Raw genomic sequence first — 24153 nt, forward strand, 5'->3', positions numbered from 1 at the left:
TATTTATTATAAATTTTCTTTGATAAAGTTAGTCATTTTATTATAAAGCTGAATTCTTGTCTTACCTCCATAAATACCATGATTTTTATCCGGATAAATCTGAGAATCAAATTGTTTATTCGCCTGAATTAACGCCTCCATCATCTGCATGGAGTTTTGTACATGAACGTTGTCATCACCAGATCCGTGAATCAAAAGAAATTTACCTTTTAATTTACTCACGTGATTAATTGGTGAATTATTATCGTAACCGCTTGCATTTTCCTGTGGCGTCTGCATATATCTCTCTGTATAAACACTGTCATAAAAACGCCAGTTGGTTACCGGAGCAACAGCGATTGCCATTTTAAAAACATCAGCTCCTTGAAAAATACAGTTTGAAGACATAAAGCCTCCATAACTCCATCCAAAGATTCCAATTCTTGAAGCATCAACATATGGGTAAGCACCAATTACTTTTGCTGCATCAATTTGATCTTCTACTTCAAGTTTTCCTAATTCTCTTTGTGTTACTTTTTTAAAATCAGCTCCTTTAAAACCTGTCCCTCTTCCATCAACACAAGCTACAATATAACCTTGTTGGGTAAGAGATAAAAACCAATAATCATCGCTGTTATTCCAGTCATTATTTACCTGCTGTGAACCCGGACCAGAATATTGGTACATAAAAACAGGGTATTTTTTAGACGGGTCAAAATCTTTTGGTTTTAAAATCCAGGTATTCAATTCGTTTCCTTTTGCAGTTTTTAAAACGAAGAATTCTTTTGCAGGAAGATTAAATGCTTTCAATTTATCAGCAAGAACCTGATTATTTTCGATAACCTGAATTTCTTTTCCGGCTTTTGCTTCGTTTAAAGTATAAGTCGTAGGCTGTAAATTACTCGAGAATGTATGGATGAAGAATTGAAAATTCGGACTGAAAGTCGCAGCACTTGTTCCTACTTTTGAAGTTAAACGCAATTTATTTTTTCCGTCTAAACCAATTCTGTAAATATCTCTGTTTATAGAACCATTTTCTGTAGATTGATAGAAAATAGTTTTTGTTTTTTCGTCGAAACCGTAGTAAGAAGTAATTTCCCAGTTTCCTTTTGTAACCTGATTTTTAAGTTTCCCGGTTTTATCATAAACATAAATATGATTAAATCCGTCTTTTTCGCTTGTCCAGATAAAACTGTTGTCTTTTAAGAATGTCAAATTATCGGTAACATCAACGTAAGCTTTATCTTTTTCATTCAAAACCACTTTTGCAGCAGCTGTAGTTCCATCAACAAATAACAAATCAAGATTATCCTGGTGGCGGTTTAAAACCTGAGCTGATAAAGTATTATTATCATTTGTCCATTGCAGCCTTGCTATGTAAAAGTCATTATAATTTGCTAAATCAACTTTTTTAGTTGCATTTACAGCCACATCATATATATGCAAGGACACTTCTGAATTTTTTTCTCCTGCTTTAGGATATTTAAAAGTTTCAATTGTTGGGTATAAATCTTTATGAAACATAGACATCGAAAATTCCGGGACGGCACTTTCGTCAAAACGAATATAGGCTAGTTTTTTACTGTCTTTACTCCAGTCAAATGCCCGGACAAAAGCAAACTCTTCTTCATAAACCCAATCGGTAATACCGTTAATGATTGCATTTTTCTTTCCATCTGTAGTAACTGCTGTTGATTTTTTTGAAGCTATATCATACACATACAGATTGTTTTCTTTAGCATAAGCAATTTTAGTTCCATCAGGCGAAAAAGTTGGTTCCTGAACCTGAAAATCAAAAAGTTTCGTTAGTGATTTTGAAACCAAATCGTATAAAAAATAATCAGCAGTAAAAGAATGACGGAAAATTTGGTTTGAATTACAAGCAATTAAAATCTTTTTTTCTGAAGCATCAAAAGTGTAACTATCAATTCCGTTCGTAAGCTCTTTTTGATTTTTCGTATCAATTAAATTGGATACTTTTTTAAGTGTTGCAAAATCATATAAATCAATCTGCATGCTTCTGCTGGCCTGATCAACATTCAAAACAGTATATTGATTAGTATTTTTTAAAGATTGAAGCTCGTCCATTCCTTTGGTTCGAAAAGCTCCGGTGTAAATATTTTCAACTGTAATTTTTTGTTGGCCATGAACTGCAGCAACTAAAAATAAAAGTATTAAAGTAATTTTACTTGAATTCATTAGTGTTATTTTAAATATAAAAAAGAGCCCAATTTTAGTAAAAAAAACGAACATAATACACATTTTAATTGTTAAATGTTAAAAAAATAAAATTTAGAACCATTTTGAACTAAAAAAACATTTCCAATAAAAGGCTTAAAATGGTATCTTTGCCGCAACAATACTACTTAATAGACTGAGAATGAACAACGCTGTTGCCGGATTTTCTAAATTATCCAAAAAAGAAAAAATAAACTGGATTGCAAATGAATATTTTTCTACCCCCGATGAAGCCTTAAACATTATAAGAAATTACTGGAATTCAGACGAAAAGCTCCAACAGTTACATGATGAATTTATTGAAAACACTATAACTAATTTATATATTCCGCTTGGGGTTGCTCCTAATTTTTTAATTAACGGTAACTACAAAACAATACCAATGGCAATTGAAGAAAGTTCTGTTGTCGCAGCAGCCTCAAAATCTGCAAAATATTGGGCAACGCGTGGCGGCTTTAAAGCTACTGTAATTGACACAGAAAAAATAGGACAGGTTCATTTTACTTTCAATGGAGACGCACAAAAATTAAAAGAGTTCTTTACCGAAATTAAGTCAAAGTTTTTCTTAGACACCCAAAGCATCACCAAAAACATGCAGCAGCGTGGCGGTGGAATTTTAGACATTCATTTAAAAGACAAAAGAGACCTACTCGATAATTACTTCCAGCTTCATGCAACATTTGAAACCAAAGACAGTATGGGTGCTAATTTTATCAACTCGTGCCTTGAACAATTTGCAACTACTTTAAAAGAAGAAGCCCAAAATGCAGATTTAGAACTTCAGGTTATCATGAGTATTTTGTCAAATTATGTTCCAAATTGTATCGTAAGAGCCGAAGTTTCCTGTCCAGTAGAAGATTTAACCGAAAAACATATTCCGAATCCACAGGATTTTGCCCAGCGGTTTGTACAAGCCGTGCAAATTGCCGAGGTTGAACCTTTCAGAGCCGTAACTCACAACAAAGGCATCATGAATGGTGTTGACGCAGTCGTTCTGGCAACAGGAAACGACTTTAGAGCTATTGAAGCAGGTGTTCACGCTTACGCTTCCCGAAACGGACAGTATTCGAGTTTATCACACGCTAAAATCGAAAACGGAATTTTTACTTTTTGGCTTGAAATTCCACTTGCTTTAGGCACCGTCGGCGGATTAACGTCATTACATCCTTTAGTAAAATTGTGTTTAGAAATTCTGCAAAAGCCTTCTGCCAAAGAATTAATGGAGATTGTCGCTGTAGCAGGTTTAGCTCAAAATTTTGCTGCTTTACGTTCCCTAACCACAACCGGGATCCAGGAAGGACACATGAAAATGCACTTAAATAATATCATCAACCAATTTGAAGCTAACGAAGAGGAGCGCCATTTAATTAAAGTACATTTTAAAAAAACCGCAGTATCTCATAGTGCCGTGGTAGAATTTATTGAAAATTTGCGAAAATAATAGTATCATCCAGAGCTGAATAAGTTTATGAAGCTATTCCCGCTGTCCACTAAATCTTTTGCAGCTCCCGATAGCTATCGGGACCGCCACAAAAGGATATCGTTACCATCGGGGCTAAAAAATACAGAATGAAAACAACCTTTTATAGTAACGGAAAACTTTTAATTACAGGAGAATATTTAGTTCTTGACGGAGCAAAAGCTTTTGCATTGCCAACAAAATTTGGTCAGAATCTAATTGTCGAAAACGGTTCAAATTATGAAATTCAATGGAAAAGTTATAATGCAGATGAAAAAATCTGGTTCGAAGACACTATTTCTTTTAATGAAATCATTACCAATCCAAATCCAGTAACCGAAACGATAAAAACCACCTTAATTACTATTTTACACGAAGCATATTTGTTAAACCCTGCTTTTATTGATAATGCAGAAGGATATCTGGTAAAAACAGAACTTACTTTTCCTAAAAACTGGGGATTAGGTACATCCTCCACCCTATTAAACAACATTGCCCAGTGGGTAGAAATCGATGCTTTTACCTTACTTAAAAACAGTTTTGGCGGCAGTGGTTACGATATTGCCTGTGCTCAGAATGACACTCCCATTATTTACAGATTAGAAAATAATTTACCAATTGTAGAACCAATACCTTTTCATCCTGATTTTGCCGAAAGCATTTATTTTGTTTACCTAAATAAAAAACAAAGCAGCAAAACAGCCATAAGCGCTTATTATAATAATAAAAACAATCATTTAGCCAAAAACATAATCGCCAATAACAAAATTACTGACGCTCTTATCAAGGCAAAAACATTAAAAGAATTTGCCTGCGTATTAGAAAATCACGAAACACATTTGAGTGATATACTTGAATTGCAAACCATTAAAGAAAAAGTTTTTCCGGATTTTAACGGAGTGGTTAAGAGTCTTGGTGCCTGGGGCGGTGATTTTGTGATGGTAATTTCCAAAACAAATCCTGTTACTTACTTTTCTTCTAAAGGTTTTAAGACGATTATTTCTTATAAAGAGATGATATTATAGAGATTCTAAAACATAAAAAAAACCGATAAATTTTATATATCGGTTTTTTTTTAAAACAAAATAATTTACATTTTTTATTCAATTTCTCTATTAAAGAAGGTTTTTATATGTTTTTCTGTCCCATTATTATACCTTCTAAATAGTTCTAATCTAGCAAATGTCCTTTTATTAGCAATACCCAACACCGTAAATTTACGGTAAGTAGACAATTTCAAATATTGGGTATTAAAATCTGACTCTTCAGTACTGCTAGCCCATGTACAAATATTATTAAACTGACCATAATTATTATAAATTGATACATTCCCATTAGATTCATTTACTAATTGATAACTCCCTAAAGGGTGTGTATAATTGAACACATACCATATAACGCTTAACTCAGCAGGATTTTCAACATACACACTTGATCTTAAAATTTTAGTACAACATAAATTTCCATCTTTCTGTATTCTCAACATCAGATCAAAAGCAGTAGAACTTTCAATTGGATGTATTATTTTATCCGTATAATGATTATCACTACTCAAATAAACATAAGAACTCATTTTTGAAGTCTTAGTATTCAAACTTTTTAAAGGAAAAATTTCTGTTGTATTCAAAACAACGATACTATCCTTTTCTGATATATTATCAACCTTTGAAATAGTATTAATATTATTTGATATCTCTTCTTCAGAAGGATTACATGAAAATATTAAAGTAACCAACAAACATAGATAAATAATTCTCTTTTTCATTTTTTTAATTTTATAATTAATAGCAAATATATTACAAATAAACAAAAATACAGAATATTTTTCCTATATAATATATACAAAAAAAACCGATGTAAGCGCACCGGTCTTTTTATAAATTAAAAAAATTTTGCAATAAATTTACTTTCTTATCTTTTGCAATTTAGTTTCAAGCTTATGTACTTTTTGATTTTCCTGCTCATTAGATTCGATAAGTGTATTATGCAGACGTTCAGCCTTTTTTTCTATGCTATTGGTAATAGAATCATATACCAGTTCCATTCTGCGGTGTTTTTCTTCTTTTACAGCTTTCAAAACATCTTCGACAAAGATCTTATCGTATTTTTCGGCTACAGAATCACGGGTATTCGTCAATCTGATAACATAATCGTTACTTAGTATAGTAACTTTAAAGTGCTGCTCTTCATTACTTAAGTAGTATTTACCTCCTAATTCATCAACATTTATGTCTGTACTGCTAACTTTTAGAAGCTCAGTTATTATTCCAAAAATATGATTTTCAATTTTGGAATATACTTTAGCTTTTTTTCTAAAAACCCTAAACATAAAATAAATTAAACACCTGATTATTAAAACAATTAGCTACCATCGATACACAATTTTATTTAACAATTACCAATCAAATTTACTTTGTTAAAACAAAAATTCTGACAAATTAAATGCAATAATTCGAATATCCCAAATTTTTTAAATCATATTTCTATTACCCCTATATGACATAAGAGAAACACCTTAAAAATGTTGCCGTAAAATCTTATAAATCAGTTTTTAACAAAGAAAAACCCGAAACATTTTTAAAACGTTTCGGGTTTACTATTTCTACTTATTTACTAATAATTAGTAATTAAATTGTAATCTGTTATCTTCAATTTTAGCATTGCTTTTCAAAGCAGGCAAAATTCTGCTTGCATCTGATGCGCTTTGAGCTTTTACTTTTGATACATATTCAGCATGATTTTGTAAAGCCGGTGCTTTTACAGTGCTAATATTTTTCACAACATAAACTCCTGTATTTCCTTCGATTGGCGCAGATAATTTATTAGCTGCTAATGCGAATGCGTTACCAACAACTTTAGGCTCTTGCCCTACTCCTCCAGGTAAAACCGGATTATCTAAAGTAACATTTGCAGCTTGCTGTACTTTTACACCTGCACTTTTAGCAATAGCCTCAATGCTAGAACCTGTCATTTTAGCTTTTAACAATTCAGCTTTTTTCTTATTTTTCAAGATTGGTTCTACATAAGGTCTTGCTAATGTAACAGACACTAAACCTGATTCGTTTTCACCTTTGTACTGAGCAATTACATGACCAATATTTGCAATTTCGAAACGTTTTACATCTCCCTTATTCGTTTCTTTATCAAATGCCCATCTTACAATCGCACGTTGATTTCCTAACGCCCCAAAAGACTCATCCATAGCTTTTGCAGATACAGGAGCTTCAACTTTTAAGCCTAATTCTTTAGCAGTAGCATTAAAGTCTTTATCAGCAGCGTCCATTTCGAACTTAGTTGCTAATGTAAATACTTTATCAGAAGTAGCTTCAGAAGGCTGAATTTTTTGAGCAATTGTAGCTAAACGAATTCCGTCTTGTTTATCTGTAATTTTGATTACGTGAAATCCAAAAGGAGTTTCAACTAAACCAACTTTTCCAATTCCGTTACTGAATACAAAATCATTGAATGGTTTTACCATTTGGTTTGGACCAAAATAACCTAAATCACCACCTTGTTGTGCAGATGAATCATCAGAACTTGTAAAAGCCAACATCATAAAACTATCAGGATTAGCCTGAACCTGAGCTAAAATACCTTCAGCTTTAGCTTTAGCTTCTTCTTTTGTTCTTTTTTCTTTTTGGTTAGGAGTCTGAGATCCTTCGTAACCAATTAAAATATGACTTGCCTTAGCATTAACGCCTGATTTAAATCCTAAAGATTTAGAAATAGCATAGTATTTTCCAAAAACATATGGTCCATAAATCTGACCTGGCGCTAAACTGAATAATTTGTCAGCATCAACTGCAGGCAAAGAATTTTTAGCAATATAAGTTGAATCGTAAGGTACATCTGAATTAGCATTTACAAACTCAGCAACATTTGCAGCATTTCTAAATCCAGACAATGTATCATTTTTACCGGTTTTAGCATTATACTCTACTCTTCCATTTAACAAAGATGTAATTTTGGTTTTAATTTCAGCTTCATCTTCTTTTGAAGGTTTATCTTCAACTAGTACATACTGAATTTCACGAGTTGCATCTGCTTTAAATTTTTTCTCGTTTTTCTTCATGTATTCCACAATCTCTGAATCAGAAATTTTCACTTCACTGTCTTTAATAGAAGAATATAATGCGGCAGCATAAGCAAAATTCACTTTATTAGCTTCCATCTCATATTTCAGTTTCCCTTCACTGGCTGTAGTATAAAGACCTGATTTTACAAGGGTGTTATATATTTGAAATTTCGCATTTAAGGTAGCATCTTTTTCTTTTTCAGTGATAAACTGAGCTGCTTCAGGATTGGCTTTAAAGTATTCTTTAAATTTAACAATATCAAACATACCCGCAGCATTTAAGAACATTGGATTTTTACCAATATTAGGATCTGCTTTTAAAACTTCCAAAAGGTGTTTTTCTCCAACTCTCAAACCTAATTTATCAAACTGACTTGACAATAAAGCGATTGAAACCTCTTGGTCCCATACTCTGTTTGCAGCTTCAGTGGAAGTAATTCCTTGACCACTTTTTTCAACATTACTAACTTTAACTCTAAAGTCTTCAAATGAAATATCCTTTCCATCGATGCTTCCTACATCTTTTGAACTTTGACTAAAAGTACCGCTATTAAAAAGATCTTGTATTATAAATGCAAATAATGCAAGTGCAATAACTCCTATCAATAATGCGGAACGCTGTCTAATTTTTGCTAAAACTGCCATTTTTATTATCGTTAATTTTATATTCAGTTTGCGAAAATACAATTATCTAGTTAATAACAATACAACTAGTGTTTTATTTTGCACTTTTTTTTAAAAAAATAAAAAAATCACTCTTTTACAGTCATTTTTACTAATTCGATTTTCTTATTGGAACATTCTTCTATTACAAAATAATAATTCCCAATATTGATTTTTTCTCCTTTTTGAGGAATATCTTTCGTAAAATCTACAATAAACCCTCCTAAAGTTCCATAAGAATCATTTTCAGGGATTTCTAATTTATAGGTCTCATTTAAGTAGGCAACATCCAACCTTGTCGAAAAAAGATATTCTCCTTCCTTTACTTGCTGCTCGATTAATTCTTCATCCAGATCATGCTCATCTTCAATTTCACCAAAAAGCTCTTCTACAATATCTTCTATCGTTATAATACCTGAAGTCCCTCCATATTCATCTAAAACAACTGCAACATTTTTTCTTTTTTTAATGAGCAAACTCAGGATATCTTTTATCAAAATGGTTTCAGGCACAAACTCAACTGCCATTAAAACTGACTTTATTGTTTTTGGTTTCTTAAACAAATCAAAAGAATGCACATAACCTACAATATCATCCAGAGAATTTTGACTTACAATAATCTTCGAATAGCCTGTTTTTATAAATAATTCTTTAAGGTCTGAAACGCTATCAAACAAATCTATGTCTACAATTTCTGTTCGCGGAGTCATAATATCGCGTGCCTTTACACCCGAAAATTCTAATGCATTCTGAAAAATCTGAATTTCTGAATCAACTTCTTCTTTATCCTCAACAGCATTCATCTGCTCTGTAATATAATTTCCGAGTTCAATTTTACTAAAATACAGCTGCACCTGATCCCCTTCGGTTTTAAAAAATTTTCTTAGAATAAAATCAGAAATCCAGATGAAAAAAGTCGAAATATAATAGAATAACCGATAAAAAATATAAGCCGGAACAGCAAAGATCCGAATTAAAGAGTTGGCATAAATCTGAAAAAAAACCTTTGGAAAAAACTCTGCCGTTATTAAAATAATTATAGTAGAGATTAAGGTAAGAAGAAACAAATTTGTATAGTCAGAAAATTGATATCCAAAATTTGTAATGCATTCTAAAATTAAATCTGCGGTAAAGAAACCATAAACAACCAATGCTACATTGTTACCAATAAGCATCGCTGCTATAAATTTGGATGGTTTTTCGGTAAGTTTTGTTAATATTCTGGAAACAAAATTATCTTGTTTTTTTTCAATCTCAAGATAAATCTTATTCGAGGAAACAAAAGCTATTTCCATTCCTGAAAAAAAGGCTGATAGTATTAAACATAGTATTATAATACTAATTTCCATTTTTTACTTTTTTTTATAATGATCGTCAAATTTCTTAGAGAACTTCCTCCTAAAAAAGAACATAAACACACTCACTCCTGCAATTAAGAAACTTAACCAATAGGTCCCATCAGGCTCACTAAGTTTAGTAATACCGTCATAAATAAAAGCAACTGCAATTAACAAGTAAACGTATTGTGTGTATTTTAAATAATTCATAATTTATATTTTTTATTCTTCGTCGGCTTCAATTTCTCCGCTTACCCTTTGTGAATTAATCACTTTAAAATCTTTGCTGAAATCTATTCCCTGACCATTCGAGATTCCTTTTGCATCTGTTAGTTTGAACTTCCTTTCGGTATAAAACCATTCGTTTTTCTGATCAAAGTATAATTGTTCAGTCTCCAGCATCTGTCCGGCCTCAGAAGTTATTTTTACTTTTCCCTGCAAATCGATTATCCCCGTGTCTTTATATGAAACAGCATAATTGGCAACTATAAAAGTACGTTTTTGCTTTTTATCATACAATGTAACATCAATTCCTTTAGGGAATTCGGTAAAAGGAAAATCAACACTTGCATAATCCAGCATTTTACGACTTTTCAAAACACCGGTTATGCGACCCGAATCTGTATATTTTATGTTGATTGTATCCGCATCTGTCGCAGGAAAAAATTCTGAAAAATTAATTTTCTGAACTTCTTTAAAATTGCTTTCGCACCCAAAAAACAGTGTCACAGCAAAGACTGTGACAACGGTTATAATATTATATTTTTTTGGTAAATTCATTCGCCAAATGTAGTAAATTGTATTGAGCTTATAAAAACATAAATTTACAGATTAATTGAATTTACTTTTCACGAACCATTTATCATTGAAAGAGAAACTAAGGCTGAAATTTATATAATTTTCCTGAACTAAATTTGCAGACACTGTCCCTTTTTTACCATATTCAATTCCAAAATTCACATTAGAAAAAGATCCTGTTATAGGGAAACCTGCTCCCAACGTAAATCCTACATCTTTTATGGATTCATTATTAACCACAAGACCGATTTTTTCATATTTAAATCCTGCTCTATAGGTAATCCTGCTAAAATAACTTGTGAATGAAGCATAGTTTGGAAGATAATACCCCCCGATTGCATATTTTGCGTATTTTTCATAATGCACATCTTCACTTGTATTATAATAATTTTCAAACTGACCATTCCCCTGAAAAGCTAACGTAGTACCTACTAACCATTTTCTTGCTTCTCCTACACCCGCACCTATCGTTAATTTATTAGGTAGTTTTAAAACACTGCTACCCAGATCAGTCTCCTTTGGAGTTTCACCATCTACCTCTGTAGTTCTTTCGCTGTCTGAAGTCAAATTACTTCCAAATGTATAAGCCAAACTGGTAAACAACTCCATTTTTTTATAAATCTTAGTCTGATACATAGTCCCAATATTAAAATTAGCACCAGACAATGTAGAAGTACTAATTTCTCTTGTAGCATTTGAAACTCCTGTAATAGCTTCAATACCGCTTGTTTCAATTTTTCCAAAATTATACTGCATATCAGCACCAATATTCCAATTTGGTTTTATCTTATATGCTAATGCTAAAAAAACTTTATTCAAACCTCCTTTTCCTTCATACTGACTATTTTTCCCTCCTTCAATATCTGAATTATCCTGTCTTATTTTATAACCAACTGACGAAACCGGAATCAAACCAAACCCTGCTCCAAATTTACCCATTGGCACCCCTACAAGTAAATAATCAAAAGTTGACCTTGTAGCACTCGCTTTTTCTGAATCTGTTTTTATTTTTGAAGTTCCGTAAGTACCTCCCACAGTAAAAGTAGTCTGAATCAGGCTTGCATAACTTGCAGGATTTTCTACATTTAAATGTATACTATCCTGTTCCACCGAAACACCTGCCATCGACCTGTTTTCTAGAGTTCCTTTAAATCTTACATCACCAATTCCGTAAAAAGAATATGGAGAGGCAGTGCCTTGCTGAGCTAATGAAACGAACGAAATAAGCAAACAAGCGCTTAGTATAATTTTTTTAATCATTGTCGATTTTATATTGAAATGTTTGATTCAAACTCTCAAGCAAGAAATTTGAATTGGCAAATATGGTATTTTTTAATCGTTTAGCCAAAAAATCTGTATCCCCTCCCGTTAAAATTATTATAAAATTTGAAAAATTTGTTCGATATTCATCGATAAAACCGTCAATCTCATAGACGAAGCCATTCACAACCCCCGAGTGTATTGCCTCTGCTGTAGTATTTCCTATATATGACTCCGGTGATTCCAAAGCCAGCAAAGGCAGCCTGGCAGTATAATTATGTAATGCTTCATAACGCAATCGTAAACCCGGCGAGATAGCTCCTCCTAAATAATTATCAAATTCGTCGATGAAATCATAAGTAATACAAGTTCCGGCATCAATCACCAATCTGTTCTGTTTTGGAAACTGCAAAGTTGCTCCCGCCGCCAAAACCATCCTGTCTATTCCTAAAGTTTTTGGAGTTGCATATTTATTTACGAAAGGAAAAACATCTTCATGTGTCAAAAAATGAATAGCAAGCTGTTTTTCGAAAGCTAAAAAAGATTGTTTTTCGATATTCCCAACAGATGCAACGACTAAATCGGAGCAGTTTTGAAATTTTTTTAAAATTTTTTTAATTTTTTTTTCAAGCTCATTTTTCTCAAAAACAAAACTCTCAAGAACAGTATTCTCCTCAAAGACAGCAGCTTTAATTCGGGTATTACCAACATCAACTGTTAAAACCATATTTTTTTATTTACCAATGCGAAGGTACGAATTGATTTTTTTAAAAAAATGTTTTGGATAAACGAAAAATGATTCTATCTTTGCACCCGCAAACACGTTCACCCAAGGCTATGTAAATAGAAAAAAGTAATGTGATAAGCAAGGTACCTTAGCTCAGATGGTAGAGCAATGGACTGAAAATCCATGTGTCCCTGGTTCGATCCCTGGAGGTACCACAAAACCCGAATAGCAATATTCGGGTTTTTTGTTTTTATCCATTTCTTAAAATACAGAATCTACTAAAGTTCCTATTAGTTGAAATTTTGAATTTTAAAATATTGGTACCTAGCTTATTAAAAATTTCTTTGTTTTTATTCAAGAAAAAGCTTGTAAAATCAAAGTTCTGTTGTATTTTTGCACTCACAATAACGCAGTTGGTTTGGTAGTTCAGTTGGTTAGAATACATGCCTGTCACGCATGGGGTCGCGGGTTCGAGTCCCGTCCAGACCGCAATATTGGAAGAAGCCTTTCTTAACGGAAAGGCTTTTTTTTGTTTATACTCCGATTCTTTGCTCTATCAAAACACGTCAAAAATTAATCTCGCAATCCATATAGCTATCAGGAAAGAAGACGAAAATCAATTTTAAAATTTTCACGCAGATCTTGCAGATTTTAGCAGATTCCATTTTTAAGATTTTAAAAAATTAAATAATCTGCGTGCATCTGCTCAAATCTTTTTAAATCTGCGAGAAAAAAAAACTTAGTGCATCTCTGCGAAAATCTCCGTGCATCTCTGTGGAAAAACCTATCTTGCAGCCGTTAAAAAACAAAACAAATATATGAGCCAGCAATGTGTAATTTTTGATATGGACGGCGTGATTTGTCACACGAATCCACATCATGCAAAAGCTTTCGAGGCGTTTTTCGATAAATATAAAATCCCTCATTCAGAACAAGAGTTCGAAGAACACATGTACGGAAAACACAACGGATATATCATGACGCATTTCTTCAAACGTCAGATTACTGGAGAAGAACTGAAAAAACTCGAAGACGAAAAAGAAGGAATGTTCCGTGAAATTTATAAAGACAAAGTCGAAACGATTCCGCATTATCTGGATTTTTTAAGCGAATTAAAAGCTCGCGGATTCAAAACAGCCGTAGCAACATCGGCGCCGCGTGCGAATTTGGATTTGATTGCAAACGCCTTGAAAATCACAGACAAAATGGATTCAATGCTATCCAGCGAAGACGTAAAACATCATAAACCGGATCCGGAAGTATATCTAAAATCAGCAGAGCGTGTTGGTGTTTCTCCGTCTGATTGTGTGGTTTTCGAAGATTCTTTTTCGGGAGCTTCAGCGGCGATCAATGCAGGAATGAAAGTCGTTGGTGTTTTGAGTACACATACTAAAGAACAATTGCCTCCGTGTGATTTTTATATCAATGATTATAGTGAAGTGAATGTGGATAAGATTTTGGAGCTTTTGGGTGAAAAGTGATTCGTGAAAAGTAAAAAGTGAAATTTTAAACCATATCAGTAATATAAGTTCATTTAAATAAATGAACATAATTTGAATTGCCTTCAGTTTTAACTGGAGGTTTTTTTTATGTTTAAAATAAAAAGGCTTTAGCCTAAAAATCGCTCTATTTAAACATTACAATTGTCATCCCAATTGCTACATAAAGAAAAACAGCTGCGCTTAGCAAAATCCAGAGAAGTTTCGAGATTAACTTTATTCTTAAATCGAACATTGAAATTGAATTGACAAAAGAAAAAATGACAAGCAAACAACATAATGATAAAGAAACAATACTTCCGTACTCATATATCCATCGAAATTCTGAAGAATATCTAAATCTTTGCACATAATGTTTTGTTGAGCAACTTAAAATAAACAAAACAGGAATTGCAATTGCAAATTTCTGAGTTAGATGTAGATTTCTGAATTTTTTCAATATAATTTGATAAAATTATTTCAAAGGAAAATCAAGCAATTCTTTAGGTTCAACATCTAAAGCATTAGCAATTCTTACAAGAGTTTTTACAGTAGTATTTATTTCAGCTCTTTCTATTCTGCCTACTTGATTTTGTGTTATGCCACAATCATCAGCTAAATCTTGCTGAGATAAGCCTTTTTTTTCACGTATTTGTCTAACGTGAATACCAAGATTCACAATAAAAGTATCTTCTGAAATATCCATATTTCAAAAGTCATAAGAATTATTTATCAATTACACCCATAAATGGGTGTAATTTACTATATTTGGCATAACCAAAAAATAAGACAATGATTACGAAAAGCCTTTCTACAGAAGCTGAAACAAGAATAAAAGACTTTTTCATTAATACAATCGAACCAAAAGATTTGGCAAAAACAATACGACAAGTAAATTACGCACTTTCGATGTGTTCAATGCGAGGTTGCGAAACTCTGGAATCTGAATTAAACAACATCGATGATAGTTTTTATTGGCTGAATAGATTGGCAGAAGTTCTTGATCCTTATTTGAATGTTGATTAGTAAAGATTTTTACGCCTGATTTGTCATTTCGAGGAACTAAGGAGCCTCAGTAAAAGTGTGTGCTTTATGTTTTGAGATGTTCAGTGTTGGTTAATCATAAGAAAACTTTAATATAGATTTATCTGTTTTTAAAAAATAGCATAGTCGGTTTCTACCTTATCTAAGATTGATCTATATTTAGATATAATTCCCCCAATTGGGCTTAATTGTCTAAACTTTTTCCCTTTAATTTGTTTAATAATTTCAAACTCTTCTATTTCATTAATTCTATTAGGAGAAATGGTCCCTCCATTTTCAAGATAGTTTGCAACTTCTAAAAATTGCTTCCATTTATTCGCCTTTTTTAATTCTATGACTTTGTTTATAATAATAGTTGGAAATTTATTTGGTGAATTCCAAAAAAGTAAATTTTCTTCATTGAAAAATAAGCTACTGTATTCTTGTAAGTTATCTAAAAAAAATTCTGATTCATTTTTTTGATTTTCTGTTTCTAATTCTAATTGTTGAAGTTTTATTTTTGATTTCTCTAGTTCATTTTGAGTATTTTCAACTTTTCTTTCAGAAGAGTTGAGTTTTTTAGTTAATGATGAAACAGATGCCATTGTATCGGCTAGTTCAATATCTTTAGTTTTGATTTGTTCAATTTGTTCATCATAATTTTTTGATAATAGTCTAACATTTTTTCTTTGTTCTTCATACTTCTCAGAGTATTCATCTCTTTCTAGAACTGTTTCATCATGAGTTGATTTTAGTACAACATTTTTATTGATAATTTTTCCAGTTATAAAAGGCATTATTCTGAACTCAATTAACATTGATAGAGTTCTTGTTCCTACTATTATAAAGTACCCACATAGGAATATTATTATGGCATAAAAAATGTCATAAGTAATGTTTTTAGTGGTTAATTCATATTCTGCAAGATTTTTTATTAATAAAACTTTTGCATTTCTTGTATAGTTTTTGTCGAAATTAAATAGTGAGTACCATAGTTCCCAATGATGGATAATTATAATTAGAATAAGTGTTCCAAAAAATGGATTGCTTAGTTTGTCTTTAATATTCTGAAAAAAGGAATTTAAGTAGTCCATTATGGATAATATGTTTAGCTGGTTATTTGAGTTTTTTTTTAAAATAAGAATTGAAAAAAGCTTTAATTACTTTTCAAAAATAAAAATAGAAAATAACGATTTGGATACTGTAGTGGATTGCTTATCAACAATTTTAATAACAAAAAGAAAGATAGAGTAAAAATAAAAAAGCTTCTGAATATCTTCAGAAGCTTTTTTAGTGCGGATAATAGGACTCGAACCTACACGCCTTGCGGCACCAGATCCTAAGTCTGGCATGTCTACCAATTTCACCATATCCGCTCAATTAATTCACTAAACTCTCATTTAAATAAGGTGTTCATTGAACTGGTGTTTGTGGGTGCAAAGATAAGCATACTTTCGAATATTCAAAGAAAAATTTCAAAAAAATTATTAATTCTCTTTTTTGTACTTTTGGGTTTCTATAAAAATAATTTAAATGGAAAATATTAAGTCTTACGTTCAACAACATAAAGATCGGTTTATCAATGAATTGATCGAATTATTAAAGATTCCTTCGGTAAGTGCCGACACTGCATATTCACAAGATGTTATTGACACAGCAGAGGCTGTAAAAGAAAGTTTATCAAAAGCAGGATGCGATTTTGTCGAAACTTGCGACACTCCGGGTTACCCAATTATCTACGGAGAGAAAATTATAGATCCAAATCTTCCAACGGTTTTAGTTTACGGACACTACGATGTTCAACCACCGGATCCATTAGAATTATGGACTTCACCACCATTTGAACCTGTTATCAAAACTACAGATATTCACCCTGACGGAGCCATCTTCGCACGCGGTGCCTGCGACGATAAAGGGCAAATGTACATGCACGTAAAAGCGTTAGAATATATGGTGCAGAACAATGTTTTGCCGTGCAACGTAAAATTCATGATCGAAGGCGAAGAAGAAGTTGGATCGGCAAGTTTGGCCTGGTTCGTAGAACGCAATCAGGAAAAACTGAAAAACGACGTTATCCTGATTTCTGATACCGGAATGATTTCGAACCAACAACCCTCTATTACAACCGGTTTAAGAGGCTTGAGTTATGTTGAAGTTGAAGTTACAGGTCCAAACCGCGATTTGCACTCCGGTTTATACGGCGGTGCTGTAGCAAATCCAATTAATATTCTGGCAAAAATGATTGCTTCTCTTCACGACGAAGACAATCATATTACGATTCCTGGATTCTACGATAAAGTTCAGGAATTATCTGCAGAGGAAAGAGCCGAAATGGCCAAAGCGCCTTTTAGCTTAGAAAAATATAAAAATGCTTTAAACATCGCTGATGTTTACGGCGAGAAAGGTTATGTAACGAACGAGCGTAACTCCATCCGTCCAACATTAGATGTAAACGGAATCTGGGGAGGTTATCAGGGTGAAGGTGCCAAAACGGTTATTGCGAGCAAAGCTTTTGCTAAAATCTCGATGCGTTTGGTTCCAAATCAGGACTGGCATGAAATTACAGAACTTTTTACAAAACATTTTACAAGCATTGCCCCGGCTGGAGTTACAGTAAAAGTAACACCTCATCATGGTGGTCAGGGTTATGTAACGCCAATTGACAGCATTGGATATCAGGCGGCCAACAAAGCCTATACAGAAACCTTTGGCGTTCCGGCAATTCCGGTTCGTTCCGGAGGAAGTATTCCAATTGTAGCCTTATTTGAAAAAGAATTAAAAAGCAAAACTATTTTGATGGGCTTCGGATTGGACAGCGATGCCATTCACTCGCCAAACGAACATTTCGGAATCTTTAATTACCTGAAAGGAATCGAGACTATTCCGTTGTTTTATAAGTATTTTGTGGAATTAAGTAAATAAGATTTTAAAAAAAAGACACTAAGCTTTTATAATCCGTTCAGCAATGAGCGGATTTTTTTTTCAACGTTTTATTGTTGAGTTCAAAAAGAAAAAACCTTTGTCCGTTTGTCTCTCCAAACCTTTGCCTCAAAAAAAAAATATTTTTTCTTGCCTGTTTTAAATTTAACTCTACATTTGTAGAAACAAATCTATAAACGTAGAACAAAAGCTATGAAAAACTTTTTTGCAATACTATTGTGCGGAGCATTTCTTTTTGGCTGTAAACCCGGTTTAATCAACCAAAAAATTGAAAAGAAAAAACAAGGAGTCTGGATTGAAGAATATTCAGAAGACAGCACCTATTATAAATCATACGAATATTATAAAGACGACCAGCCGGTAAAAAAGTGGAAATCCTACATTAACGGAAAAATCTATAAAACCGAAAAATACAAAAACGGAATCTGTATTGTAAAAAGTTATTACGAAAACGGAAAATTAGCATCTAAAGGAAAAACCAGCATTGAAATTGATTCAATCGAAACACACTGGTTTTATTTTGGAAAATGGAAATTCTATTCGGATAAAGGAAAATTAACCGATATTAGAAAATATAACAAAGGAGAATTAATCTCTGAACAAAACATAGAATAGGAAAAACTTAAAACCTCAAAAAATGCAATTATCAAACTCAGAAGAACAATTAATGGAGCATCTTTGGAAGCTTGAAAAAGCTTTTATGAAAGATTTACTCGAAGCATACCCCAAACCAAAGCCCGCTACAACAACAGTTGCAACACTTTTAAAACGTATGATTGACAAAAAATTTGTTGCTTACAACGAATTCGGAAATTCGAGAGAATATTATCCGTTAGTAAAAAAAACAACCTATTTTTCTAAACACGTAAACGGATTAATAAGTAATTTTTTTAATAATTCGGCTTCGCAATTTGCTTCTTTCTTTACTACAGAAACCAATTTATCTGCTTCGGAACTGGAAGAACTCAAAAAAATAATCGATTCAGAAATTCAAAAGAAGAAAAAATGATTGAGTATCTATTAAAATCGGGATTACTGCTTTTACTTTTTTATGCAGGATATAAATTCTGGCTGACAAACGAAAAAATATTTCGTTTTAACCGGGCTTATCTGCTTTTGAGTTTGGTTTTTAGTATTTTAATTCCATTACAAATCATTTCATTTCAATCTGCTGCTTCCAATAAAATAGAGTCTTTTAGTTTAGATGAATTAGTGATTCAGAAAAGCAATGAAAATTTAAAAACAGTAATTGATTATCTAAATCTGACTAATGTAATTTTTGGAATTTACTTTCTTGTAGTTTCCATTTTAATTATTCGTTTCATATTGAATCTGTATGCATTCTACAGAAAAATTCAGGTAAATGAAACTCAATTTATAAACGGAGAGAAAATCATTTTAATTGAAGAAAGCACTTTGCCATACTCATTTTGGAATACAATTTTCATCAATAGAACAGCATTCAAAAGCAACAAAATTCCATCAGAATTAATAGTGCATGAAAAAGCACACTTGCAGCAAAAACACACTTTGGATATTCTATTTATAGAAATTTTGCAAATCGTGTTTTGGTTTAATCCAATCTTTGTTTTATACAAAAAAGCGATTAAGCTTAATCATGAATTTCTGGCAGACAAAGCAGTTAATATTCGATACAATTCGGTTTCGGATTATCAGAATTTATTACTTGAAATAGCCTCAGATAAAACCAGTATTAATTTAGCAAGTACGATAAATTATTTAATAACAAAAAAACGTTTTCTTATGATGACCAAAAAAGAATCCAAAATAAAATCGTCTCTAAAAGCATTTGCAGCAGTTGTATTTTCAGGTTTCCTATTATTTGTATTTAGCAATAAAAGTGCAGCTCAGGAAAATAACGAAAAATTAAAAGATGATAGCCAGGCAATTGCTGTTGACCCAATTGAAACACAGCCTGAATTTCCCGGCGGAATAGAAGCGTTTTATAAATTTATAGGCGAAAATTTTAAAATGCCGTCTGAGGCTGCTAAAAATAACGTTTCAGGAAAACTTTACCTGCAATTTGTAGTGGAAAAAGAAGGTTCTTTGTCTGAAATCAAGGTTTTAAAAGACCTAGGTTATGGATTGGGAAGTGAGGCAATTCGGGTGCTTAAATTTTCCCCAAAATGGACTCCCGGTTCTATAAAAGAAAAACCGGTTCGGGTTTTGTATAGCCTACCCATTACTATTAAGGCTGAAAAATAATATATTTAAACCCGTTAGGTGTAATTAGTTTTTGATGATAATTTTTCGGCAGTTCAAATGAATTTTCTAAAAAATGGATTACCAGAACAACCAGTGAAGGACCTGTTGCGGTATTATATCGTTTGCCAATCACAATTCAATCAGCAAATTAATTATTAAAAAAATCCGCTTCTTTTTACAAAGAAGCGGATGCAAAAAAATTCAAAACTAAAAATAAATCCTCCTTAAAATAAGTCAGGATTGTATCCAAAATAAGGCATGGTTTCCTCGTGAAAAACAACACCATACTCTTCTAATTCTTTTAAAATAGGCAAATACACTTCTTTATTAATTGGAAGCTGTACGCCCGGAGCTGTAATTTTTCCATTCAAAATCAACAAAGTCGCAATAGCTACCGGAAGTCCAACCGTTTTTGCCATTGCGGTATAAGTTTGATCGTCGCCTATGCAAACCATTTTGGAATCGATTTGTTTTTTTTCGCCATTCAGTTCGTAACCAAATTTGTGATACATTACAATCATATCTTTATCATCGGGTTCCAATGTCCAGCTGTCCGAAAGTATTTTTTCTAGAATCTGAGCCGGTGTTGCATTAGGCAGATTCACTTTTTTGTCCGGATTAAACAAATCCAGTTCCAGGAGTTTATCCCACATAATGTCGTCCTGATCGATTTTTAAAATCAGGCGCATTTTTATTTCGACCGAATCAGTTGGATGATAAGGTAAAAATGAATTCGTAAACTGACGGTAACTCATGTTTTCAGAATCTTCCATAATGTAACTGTCATCTGTCATACCAAGTTGTACAAACATATTCCATGCTTTAGAAAAACCAACCCTTCTGATCGTTCCTCTGTACAACGTCAGAATATCATCTAAACCATAAATAGATCGATATTTAAGCGAATCACGGTTGGAATAGGCTTCAAATTTTCCGTAACCTTCTACCTCAAGAAACTCCGTTCTGCGAAATAAAGTTCCGTATGGAATGTATTTATAAGTACCTTCCTGAATAAATTTTGCTGCACCACCCTGACCCGCTAATACGACATTACGAGGTGCCCAGGTAAATTTGTAATTCCACAAATTATTGTCAGATTCCGGAGCTACCAAGCCTCCACAAAACGATTCAAAAAGCAGCATTTCACCGCCTTTCAATCTAATTTCGTCAATAACTTTCATGGCACTCATGTGATCTATTCCGGGATCGAGGCCAATTTCATTCATAAAAATCAAATTGTTATTTCTTGCTTCTGCATCAAGTTCCATCATGGCATCACTTATATAGGAAGCCGTAACAAGGTGTTTTTTGAATAGCAGACAGTCTTTTGCAATTTCAATATGCAAATGTGCCGGCAGCATCGAAATTACGATTGAAGCTTTTTCTATGACTGCTTTTCTTTCTTCGGCATCAAAAATATTTAAGGCAATTGGAGTGGCATTGGGATGGCTGTTGGTTTTTTTTTCGGCCAAAGCCAAAGATAAATCAGCGACAACAATATGCAGGTTTTCACTTTCAGATTTTAAAAGCAAATACCGTATTAAAGAAGATGCAGATCTTCCGGCTCCAATTATTAAAATACGCCTCATAATTTACATATATAACACAAACATAGTAAATTGTTACAAAAATAACAATTGATAAGTGATAAAATTTTTACAATGAAAGGAACAAAGTAAATCAGATTTTTTTGAAAAGTGTATTTGAAATGTTTTTTGTTTGAGTGAATTAAGACTATTTTTGTGATATTAAAAAACACATCAAATGGAAAGAAAAATAATTATTACAGCAGCTCTTTTTGGAATGTTAGCCATCATTTTAGGTGCTTTTGGCGCACATGCTTTAAAAGCCATATTGACTCCGGAACAATTAACAAGTTTTGAAACTGGAGTTCGCTATCAAATGTACCATGCTTTCTTTTTATTTTTTGTAGCATCCAGAAAAGAATTGTCTTTAAAAGCGCAAAAAGTAATCTATAATTTAGTCCTTGCAGGTGTACTTTTCTTTTCAGGTTCTATTTATTTACTGACTACCAAAAATGTAACTTCCGTTGACTTTAAAATTATAGGATTCGTAACTCCAATAGGCGGACTCCTACTAATCTTCGCTTGGTTTGTACTTTTTGCTACTTTTTTTAAGAAAAAATCATAAAATTGGTTTAAAAAAATTCTATCTAAATTTTATTGATTAATTTTGTTGTATATATAACAGATAACTAATCTACTGTGAATATTTTACATTTTTAATGTTTTAATAAAATAAATATAACACACGATAAGTTTCATTATATTTTAAAATTGATATTTTAGAATAAATAATATAACACAACAACAAAAGTATATGGAGACTAACACACTTTCCACGAAATCGATTTCGTTAAATGATTTAGGAATTAAAAATGCAAACGTACACTATCAATTATCGGCAGATGAATTACATGCATTAACGATAGAGTCCGGTCAGGGTATTGAAAGTTCTACTGGTGCATTGGCGATTAACACAGGTGAGTTTACCGGACGTTCTCCTCAGGATCGTTTTATTGTAAAAGATACTATAACAGAAGATAAGGTTTGGTGGGGAAATGTAAATATTCCGTTTTCATCAGAAGCTTTTGAAAAACTATATAATAAGGTAACACAGTTTTTATCGAATAAAGAAGTTTTTGTTCGTGACTCTTATGTTTGTGCTGATGCCAATTACAGATTAAATGTTCGGGTAGTTACAGAAACGGCCTGGTCTAATTTGTTTTGTTACAATATGTTTTTAAGACCTGAAGAAAGTGAATTAACAAACTTTACACCTGAATGGACTGTAATTTGTGCTCCAATTTTCATGGCAGATCCGGCAGTTGACGGAACACGTCAGTCTAATTTTGCTATTTTGGATTTTACTAAAAAAGTAGCGCTTATTGGAGGAACAGGTTATACAGGAGAAATGAAAAAAGGAATTTTCTCAGCTCTGAATTTCATTTTACCGGTTTTCGAAAATACATTGCCAATGCATTGCAGTGCGAACGTTGGAGAAGCAGGAGATACAGCAATTTTCTTCGGATTGTCAGGAACCGGTAAAACAACTTTATCAGCAGATCCTGAACGTAAATTAATTGGCGACGATGAACACGGATGGACAAGCGAAAACACAGTTTTTAACTTTGAAGGCGGCTGTTATGCAAAAGTGATTAATTTATCTGAAGAAAATGAACCGGATATTTTCAGGGCAATCAAAAAAGGTGCGCTTCTGGAAAATGTAGTTTTCAAATCAAATACAAACGAAGTCGATTATGAAGATATTTCGATAACGCAAAACACCCGAGTTAGTTATCCAATAACCCATATTGACAATATTCAACCGGGATCTATTGGCCATAACCCTAAAAATATATTTTTCTTAACGGCAGATTCTTTCGGAATTTTGCCTCCTATCTCAAAACTGACTCCGGGTCAGGCGGCTTATCATTTTATTTCAGGCTATACTGCAAAGGTTGCCGGAACTGAAGCGGGAGTTACAGAACCTCAGCCTAACTTCTCAGCTTGTTTTGGAGCCCCGTTTATGCCTTTGCACCCAACACGTTATGCTGAAATGCTTACTAAAAAAATGAAAGATGCCGATGTAAAAGTTTGGTTAATCAATACTGGCTGGACTGGTGGAGCTTATGGAACAGGAACCCGTATGAAATTAAAATATACCCGTGCCATGATTACTGCTGCCTTAAACGGAGAACTGGACAATGTTGAGTATAAAGACCATACTGTATTTGGAATTGCAAAACCGCAATCCTGCCCTAATGTTCCAAGCGAAATTTTAAATCCGAGAAATACCTGGGAAGATCCTGCATTATATGATAAAAAAGCAATTGAACTGGCTCAGAAATTCAAAGCCAATTTTGCCAAATTTGAAGAATTTGCCAATACTGAAATTTTAGCTGGCGCACCAAAAACAAAATAAGGAAG

Annotated in this window: 21 protein-coding genes and 3 tRNA genes; 12 read left to right on the plus strand and 12 right to left on the minus strand. The window is 32.7% G+C overall.

Features of this window, described 5'->3' with window-relative positions; translation table 11 throughout:
- Window positions 1–6: 6 nt before the first annotated feature.
- The gene (locus FLV_RS10310; protein ID WP_243233614.1) at window positions 7–2178 is read right to left on the minus strand and encodes a S9 family peptidase; all 2172 of its coding nucleotides are present in this window, start codon (window positions 2176–2178) and stop codon (window positions 7–9) included.
- Between the two features lie 181 nt (window positions 2179–2359).
- On the opposite strand from FLV_RS10310, the gene FLV_RS10315 reads away from it, so the two are divergent.
- Window positions 2360–3658 carry a hydroxymethylglutaryl-CoA reductase, degradative gene (locus FLV_RS10315; protein WP_243233621.1) on the plus strand — a complete coding sequence of 433 codons (1299 nt, stop codon included), beginning with the start codon at window positions 2360–2362 and terminating at the stop codon, window positions 3656–3658.
- Window positions 3659–3786: 128 nt separating this feature from the next.
- The gene (locus FLV_RS10320; RefSeq protein WP_243233623.1) at window positions 3787–4701 is read left to right on the plus strand and encodes a GYDIA family GHMP kinase; all 915 of its coding nucleotides are present in this window, start codon (window positions 3787–3789) and stop codon (window positions 4699–4701) included.
- Between the two features lie 74 nt (window positions 4702–4775).
- Here the strand turns inward: FLV_RS10320 and FLV_RS10325 are convergent, their stop codons facing one another.
- The 7 genes from FLV_RS10325 to FLV_RS10360 form a co-directional block, all read right to left on the minus strand.
- Complete coding sequence (locus tag FLV_RS10325) at window positions 4776–5441, minus strand: hypothetical protein (RefSeq protein ID WP_243233625.1); 666 nt, start codon at window positions 5439–5441, stop codon at window positions 4776–4778.
- Window positions 5442–5579: 138 nt separating this feature from the next.
- Window positions 5580–6005: a hypothetical protein gene (locus tag FLV_RS10330; RefSeq protein ID WP_243233627.1), complete on the minus strand. Its 426-nt coding sequence runs from the start codon at window positions 6003–6005 to the stop codon at window positions 5580–5582.
- A 291-nt stretch (window positions 6006–6296) separates the two neighbouring features.
- Window positions 6297–8396 (minus strand): peptidylprolyl isomerase, encoded by a 2100-nt coding sequence (locus FLV_RS10335; protein ID WP_243233628.1) that lies wholly within the window; start codon window positions 8394–8396, stop codon window positions 6297–6299.
- Between the two features lie 107 nt (window positions 8397–8503).
- Window positions 8504–9763, minus strand: coding sequence for a hemolysin family protein (locus FLV_RS10340; protein WP_243233631.1), 1260 nt, complete (start codon window positions 9761–9763; stop codon window positions 8504–8506).
- 210 nt (window positions 9764–9973) lie between these two features.
- On the minus strand, window positions 9974–10531 hold the full coding sequence (gene lptC, locus FLV_RS10350; protein WP_243233637.1) for an LPS export ABC transporter periplasmic protein LptC: 558 nt from the start codon (window positions 10529–10531) through the stop codon (window positions 9974–9976).
- Between the two features lie 51 nt (window positions 10532–10582).
- Window positions 10583–11809, minus strand: coding sequence for a hypothetical protein (locus tag FLV_RS10355; RefSeq protein ID WP_243233638.1), 1227 nt, complete (start codon window positions 11807–11809; stop codon window positions 10583–10585).
- Window positions 11802–12536 (minus strand): type III pantothenate kinase, encoded by a 735-nt coding sequence (locus FLV_RS10360; RefSeq protein WP_243233639.1) that lies wholly within the window; start codon window positions 12534–12536, stop codon window positions 11802–11804. The genes FLV_RS10355 and FLV_RS10360 overlap by 8 nt, the downstream gene beginning before the upstream one ends.
- A 142-nt stretch (window positions 12537–12678) precedes the next feature.
- Between FLV_RS10360 and FLV_RS10365 the strand changes: the two genes are divergently transcribed.
- The 3 genes from FLV_RS10365 (at window position 12679) to FLV_RS10375 (ending at window position 14017) form a co-directional block, all read left to right on the plus strand.
- Window positions 12679–12751 (plus strand) — tRNA-Phe (locus FLV_RS10365).
- Between the two features lie 200 nt (window positions 12752–12951).
- Window positions 12952–13025: transfer RNA gene (locus tag FLV_RS10370), tRNA-Asp, on the plus strand.
- Window positions 13026–13354: 329 nt separating this feature from the next.
- A complete protein-coding gene (locus FLV_RS10375) occupies window positions 13355–14017 on the plus strand; it encodes an HAD family hydrolase (RefSeq protein ID WP_243233640.1) in 663 nt (220 codons plus the stop codon).
- Window positions 14018–14489: 472 nt separating this feature from the next.
- On the opposite strand, the gene FLV_RS10380 is transcribed toward FLV_RS10375, so the two are convergent.
- Complete coding sequence (locus FLV_RS10380; RefSeq protein ID WP_031454213.1) at window positions 14490–14720, minus strand: helix-turn-helix domain-containing protein; 231 nt, start codon at window positions 14718–14720, stop codon at window positions 14490–14492.
- Window positions 14721–14806: 86 nt separating this feature from the next.
- Between FLV_RS10380 and FLV_RS10385 the strand changes: the two genes are divergently transcribed.
- Window positions 14807–15040, plus strand: a complete 234-nt coding sequence (locus FLV_RS10385; RefSeq protein ID WP_243233642.1) for a hypothetical protein — start codon at window positions 14807–14809, stop codon at window positions 15038–15040.
- A 128-nt stretch (window positions 15041–15168) separates the two neighbouring features.
- On the opposite strand, the gene FLV_RS10390 is transcribed toward FLV_RS10385, so the two are convergent.
- On the minus strand, window positions 15169–16131 hold the full coding sequence (locus FLV_RS10390) for a hypothetical protein (protein ID WP_243233644.1): 963 nt from the start codon (window positions 16129–16131) through the stop codon (window positions 15169–15171).
- A 200-nt stretch (window positions 16132–16331) separates the two neighbouring features.
- A tRNA-Leu gene (locus FLV_RS10395) sits at window positions 16332–16413 on the minus strand.
- Between the two features lie 157 nt (window positions 16414–16570).
- Between FLV_RS10395 and FLV_RS10400 the strand changes: the two genes are divergently transcribed.
- The 4 genes from FLV_RS10400 to FLV_RS10415 all read left to right on the plus strand — a co-directional run bounded on the left by FLV_RS10400 (window position 16571) and on the right by FLV_RS10415 (window position 20203).
- The gene (locus FLV_RS10400) at window positions 16571–17959 is read left to right on the plus strand and encodes a dipeptidase (RefSeq protein ID WP_243233646.1); all 1389 of its coding nucleotides are present in this window, start codon (window positions 16571–16573) and stop codon (window positions 17957–17959) included.
- Window positions 17960–18169: 210 nt separating this feature from the next.
- Window positions 18170–18592, plus strand: a complete 423-nt coding sequence (locus tag FLV_RS10405) for a hypothetical protein (protein WP_243233650.1) — start codon at window positions 18170–18172, stop codon at window positions 18590–18592.
- 22 nt (window positions 18593–18614) lie between these two features.
- A complete protein-coding gene (locus FLV_RS10410; RefSeq protein WP_243233652.1) occupies window positions 18615–18986 on the plus strand; it encodes a BlaI/MecI/CopY family transcriptional regulator in 372 nt (123 codons plus the stop codon).
- Entirely contained in the window at window positions 18983–20203 is a 1221-nt protein-coding gene (locus FLV_RS10415; protein WP_243233656.1) for an energy transducer TonB, read from the plus strand. The genes FLV_RS10410 and FLV_RS10415 overlap by 4 nt, the downstream gene beginning before the upstream one ends.
- Before the next feature lie 224 nt (window positions 20204–20427).
- Here the strand turns inward: FLV_RS10415 and FLV_RS10420 are convergent, their stop codons facing one another.
- On the minus strand, window positions 20428–21792 hold the full coding sequence (locus tag FLV_RS10420) for a saccharopine dehydrogenase family protein (protein WP_243233664.1): 1365 nt from the start codon (window positions 21790–21792) through the stop codon (window positions 20428–20430).
- 175 nt (window positions 21793–21967) lie between these two features.
- Here FLV_RS10420 and FLV_RS10425 point away from each other — a divergent pair, with 175 nt between their 5' ends.
- Window positions 21968–22354: a DUF423 domain-containing protein gene (locus tag FLV_RS10425; RefSeq protein WP_243233667.1), complete on the plus strand. Its 387-nt coding sequence runs from the start codon at window positions 21968–21970 to the stop codon at window positions 22352–22354.
- 189 nt (window positions 22355–22543) lie between these two features.
- Window positions 22544–24148 carry a phosphoenolpyruvate carboxykinase (ATP) gene (gene pckA / locus FLV_RS10430; RefSeq protein WP_243233671.1) on the plus strand — a complete coding sequence of 535 codons (1605 nt, stop codon included), beginning with the start codon at window positions 22544–22546 and terminating at the stop codon, window positions 24146–24148.
- Window positions 24149–24153 lie beyond the last annotated feature (5 nt).

Origin of the sequence: Flavobacterium pectinovorum (genome assembly GCF_022802975.1) — a bacterium.
GTDB lineage: Bacteria > Bacteroidota > Bacteroidia > Flavobacteriales > Flavobacteriaceae > Flavobacterium > Flavobacterium pectinovorum_B.

Bases quoted from the DNA above. Each gene is read 5' to 3' on its own strand.
- FLV_RS10310 (WP_243233614.1), bottom strand. From the start codon at position 2,178: ATGAATTCAAGTAAAATTACTTTAATACTTTTATTTTTAGTTGCTGCA.
- FLV_RS10315 (WP_243233621.1), top strand. From the start codon at position 2,360: ATGAACAACGCTGTTGCCGGATTTTCTAAATTATCCAAAAAAGAAAAA.
- FLV_RS10320 (WP_243233623.1), top strand. From the start codon at position 3,787: ATGAAAACAACCTTTTATAGTAACGGAAAACTTTTAATTACAGGAGAA.
- FLV_RS10325 (WP_243233625.1), bottom strand. From the start codon at position 5,441: ATGAAAAAGAGAATTATTTATCTATGTTTGTTGGTTACTTTAATATTT.
- FLV_RS10330 (WP_243233627.1), bottom strand. From the start codon at position 6,005: ATGTTTAGGGTTTTTAGAAAAAAAGCTAAAGTATATTCCAAAATTGAA.
- FLV_RS10335 (WP_243233628.1), bottom strand. From the start codon at position 8,396: ATGGCAGTTTTAGCAAAAATTAGACAGCGTTCCGCATTATTGATAGGA.
- FLV_RS10340 (WP_243233631.1), bottom strand. From the start codon at position 9,763: ATGGAAATTAGTATTATAATACTATGTTTAATACTATCAGCCTTTTTT.
- lptC (WP_243233637.1), bottom strand. From the start codon at position 10,531: ATGAATTTACCAAAAAAATATAATATTATAACCGTTGTCACAGTCTTT.
- FLV_RS10355 (WP_243233638.1), bottom strand. From the start codon at position 11,809: ATGATTAAAAAAATTATACTAAGCGCTTGTTTGCTTATTTCGTTCGTT.
- FLV_RS10360 (WP_243233639.1), bottom strand. From the start codon at position 12,536: ATGGTTTTAACAGTTGATGTTGGTAATACCCGAATTAAAGCTGCTGTC.
- FLV_RS10375 (WP_243233640.1), top strand. From the start codon at position 13,355: ATGAGCCAGCAATGTGTAATTTTTGATATGGACGGCGTGATTTGTCAC.
- FLV_RS10380 (WP_031454213.1), bottom strand. From the start codon at position 14,720: ATGGATATTTCAGAAGATACTTTTATTGTGAATCTTGGTATTCACGTT.
- FLV_RS10385 (WP_243233642.1), top strand. From the start codon at position 14,807: ATGATTACGAAAAGCCTTTCTACAGAAGCTGAAACAAGAATAAAAGAC.
- FLV_RS10390 (WP_243233644.1), bottom strand. From the start codon at position 16,131: ATGGACTACTTAAATTCCTTTTTTCAGAATATTAAAGACAAACTAAGC.
- FLV_RS10400 (WP_243233646.1), top strand. From the start codon at position 16,571: ATGGAAAATATTAAGTCTTACGTTCAACAACATAAAGATCGGTTTATC.
- FLV_RS10405 (WP_243233650.1), top strand. From the start codon at position 18,170: ATGAAAAACTTTTTTGCAATACTATTGTGCGGAGCATTTCTTTTTGGC.
- FLV_RS10410 (WP_243233652.1), top strand. From the start codon at position 18,615: ATGCAATTATCAAACTCAGAAGAACAATTAATGGAGCATCTTTGGAAG.
- FLV_RS10415 (WP_243233656.1), top strand. From the start codon at position 18,983: ATGATTGAGTATCTATTAAAATCGGGATTACTGCTTTTACTTTTTTAT.
- FLV_RS10420 (WP_243233664.1), bottom strand. From the start codon at position 21,792: ATGAGGCGTATTTTAATAATTGGAGCCGGAAGATCTGCATCTTCTTTA.
- FLV_RS10425 (WP_243233667.1), top strand. From the start codon at position 21,968: ATGGAAAGAAAAATAATTATTACAGCAGCTCTTTTTGGAATGTTAGCC.
- pckA (WP_243233671.1), top strand. From the start codon at position 22,544: ATGGAGACTAACACACTTTCCACGAAATCGATTTCGTTAAATGATTTA.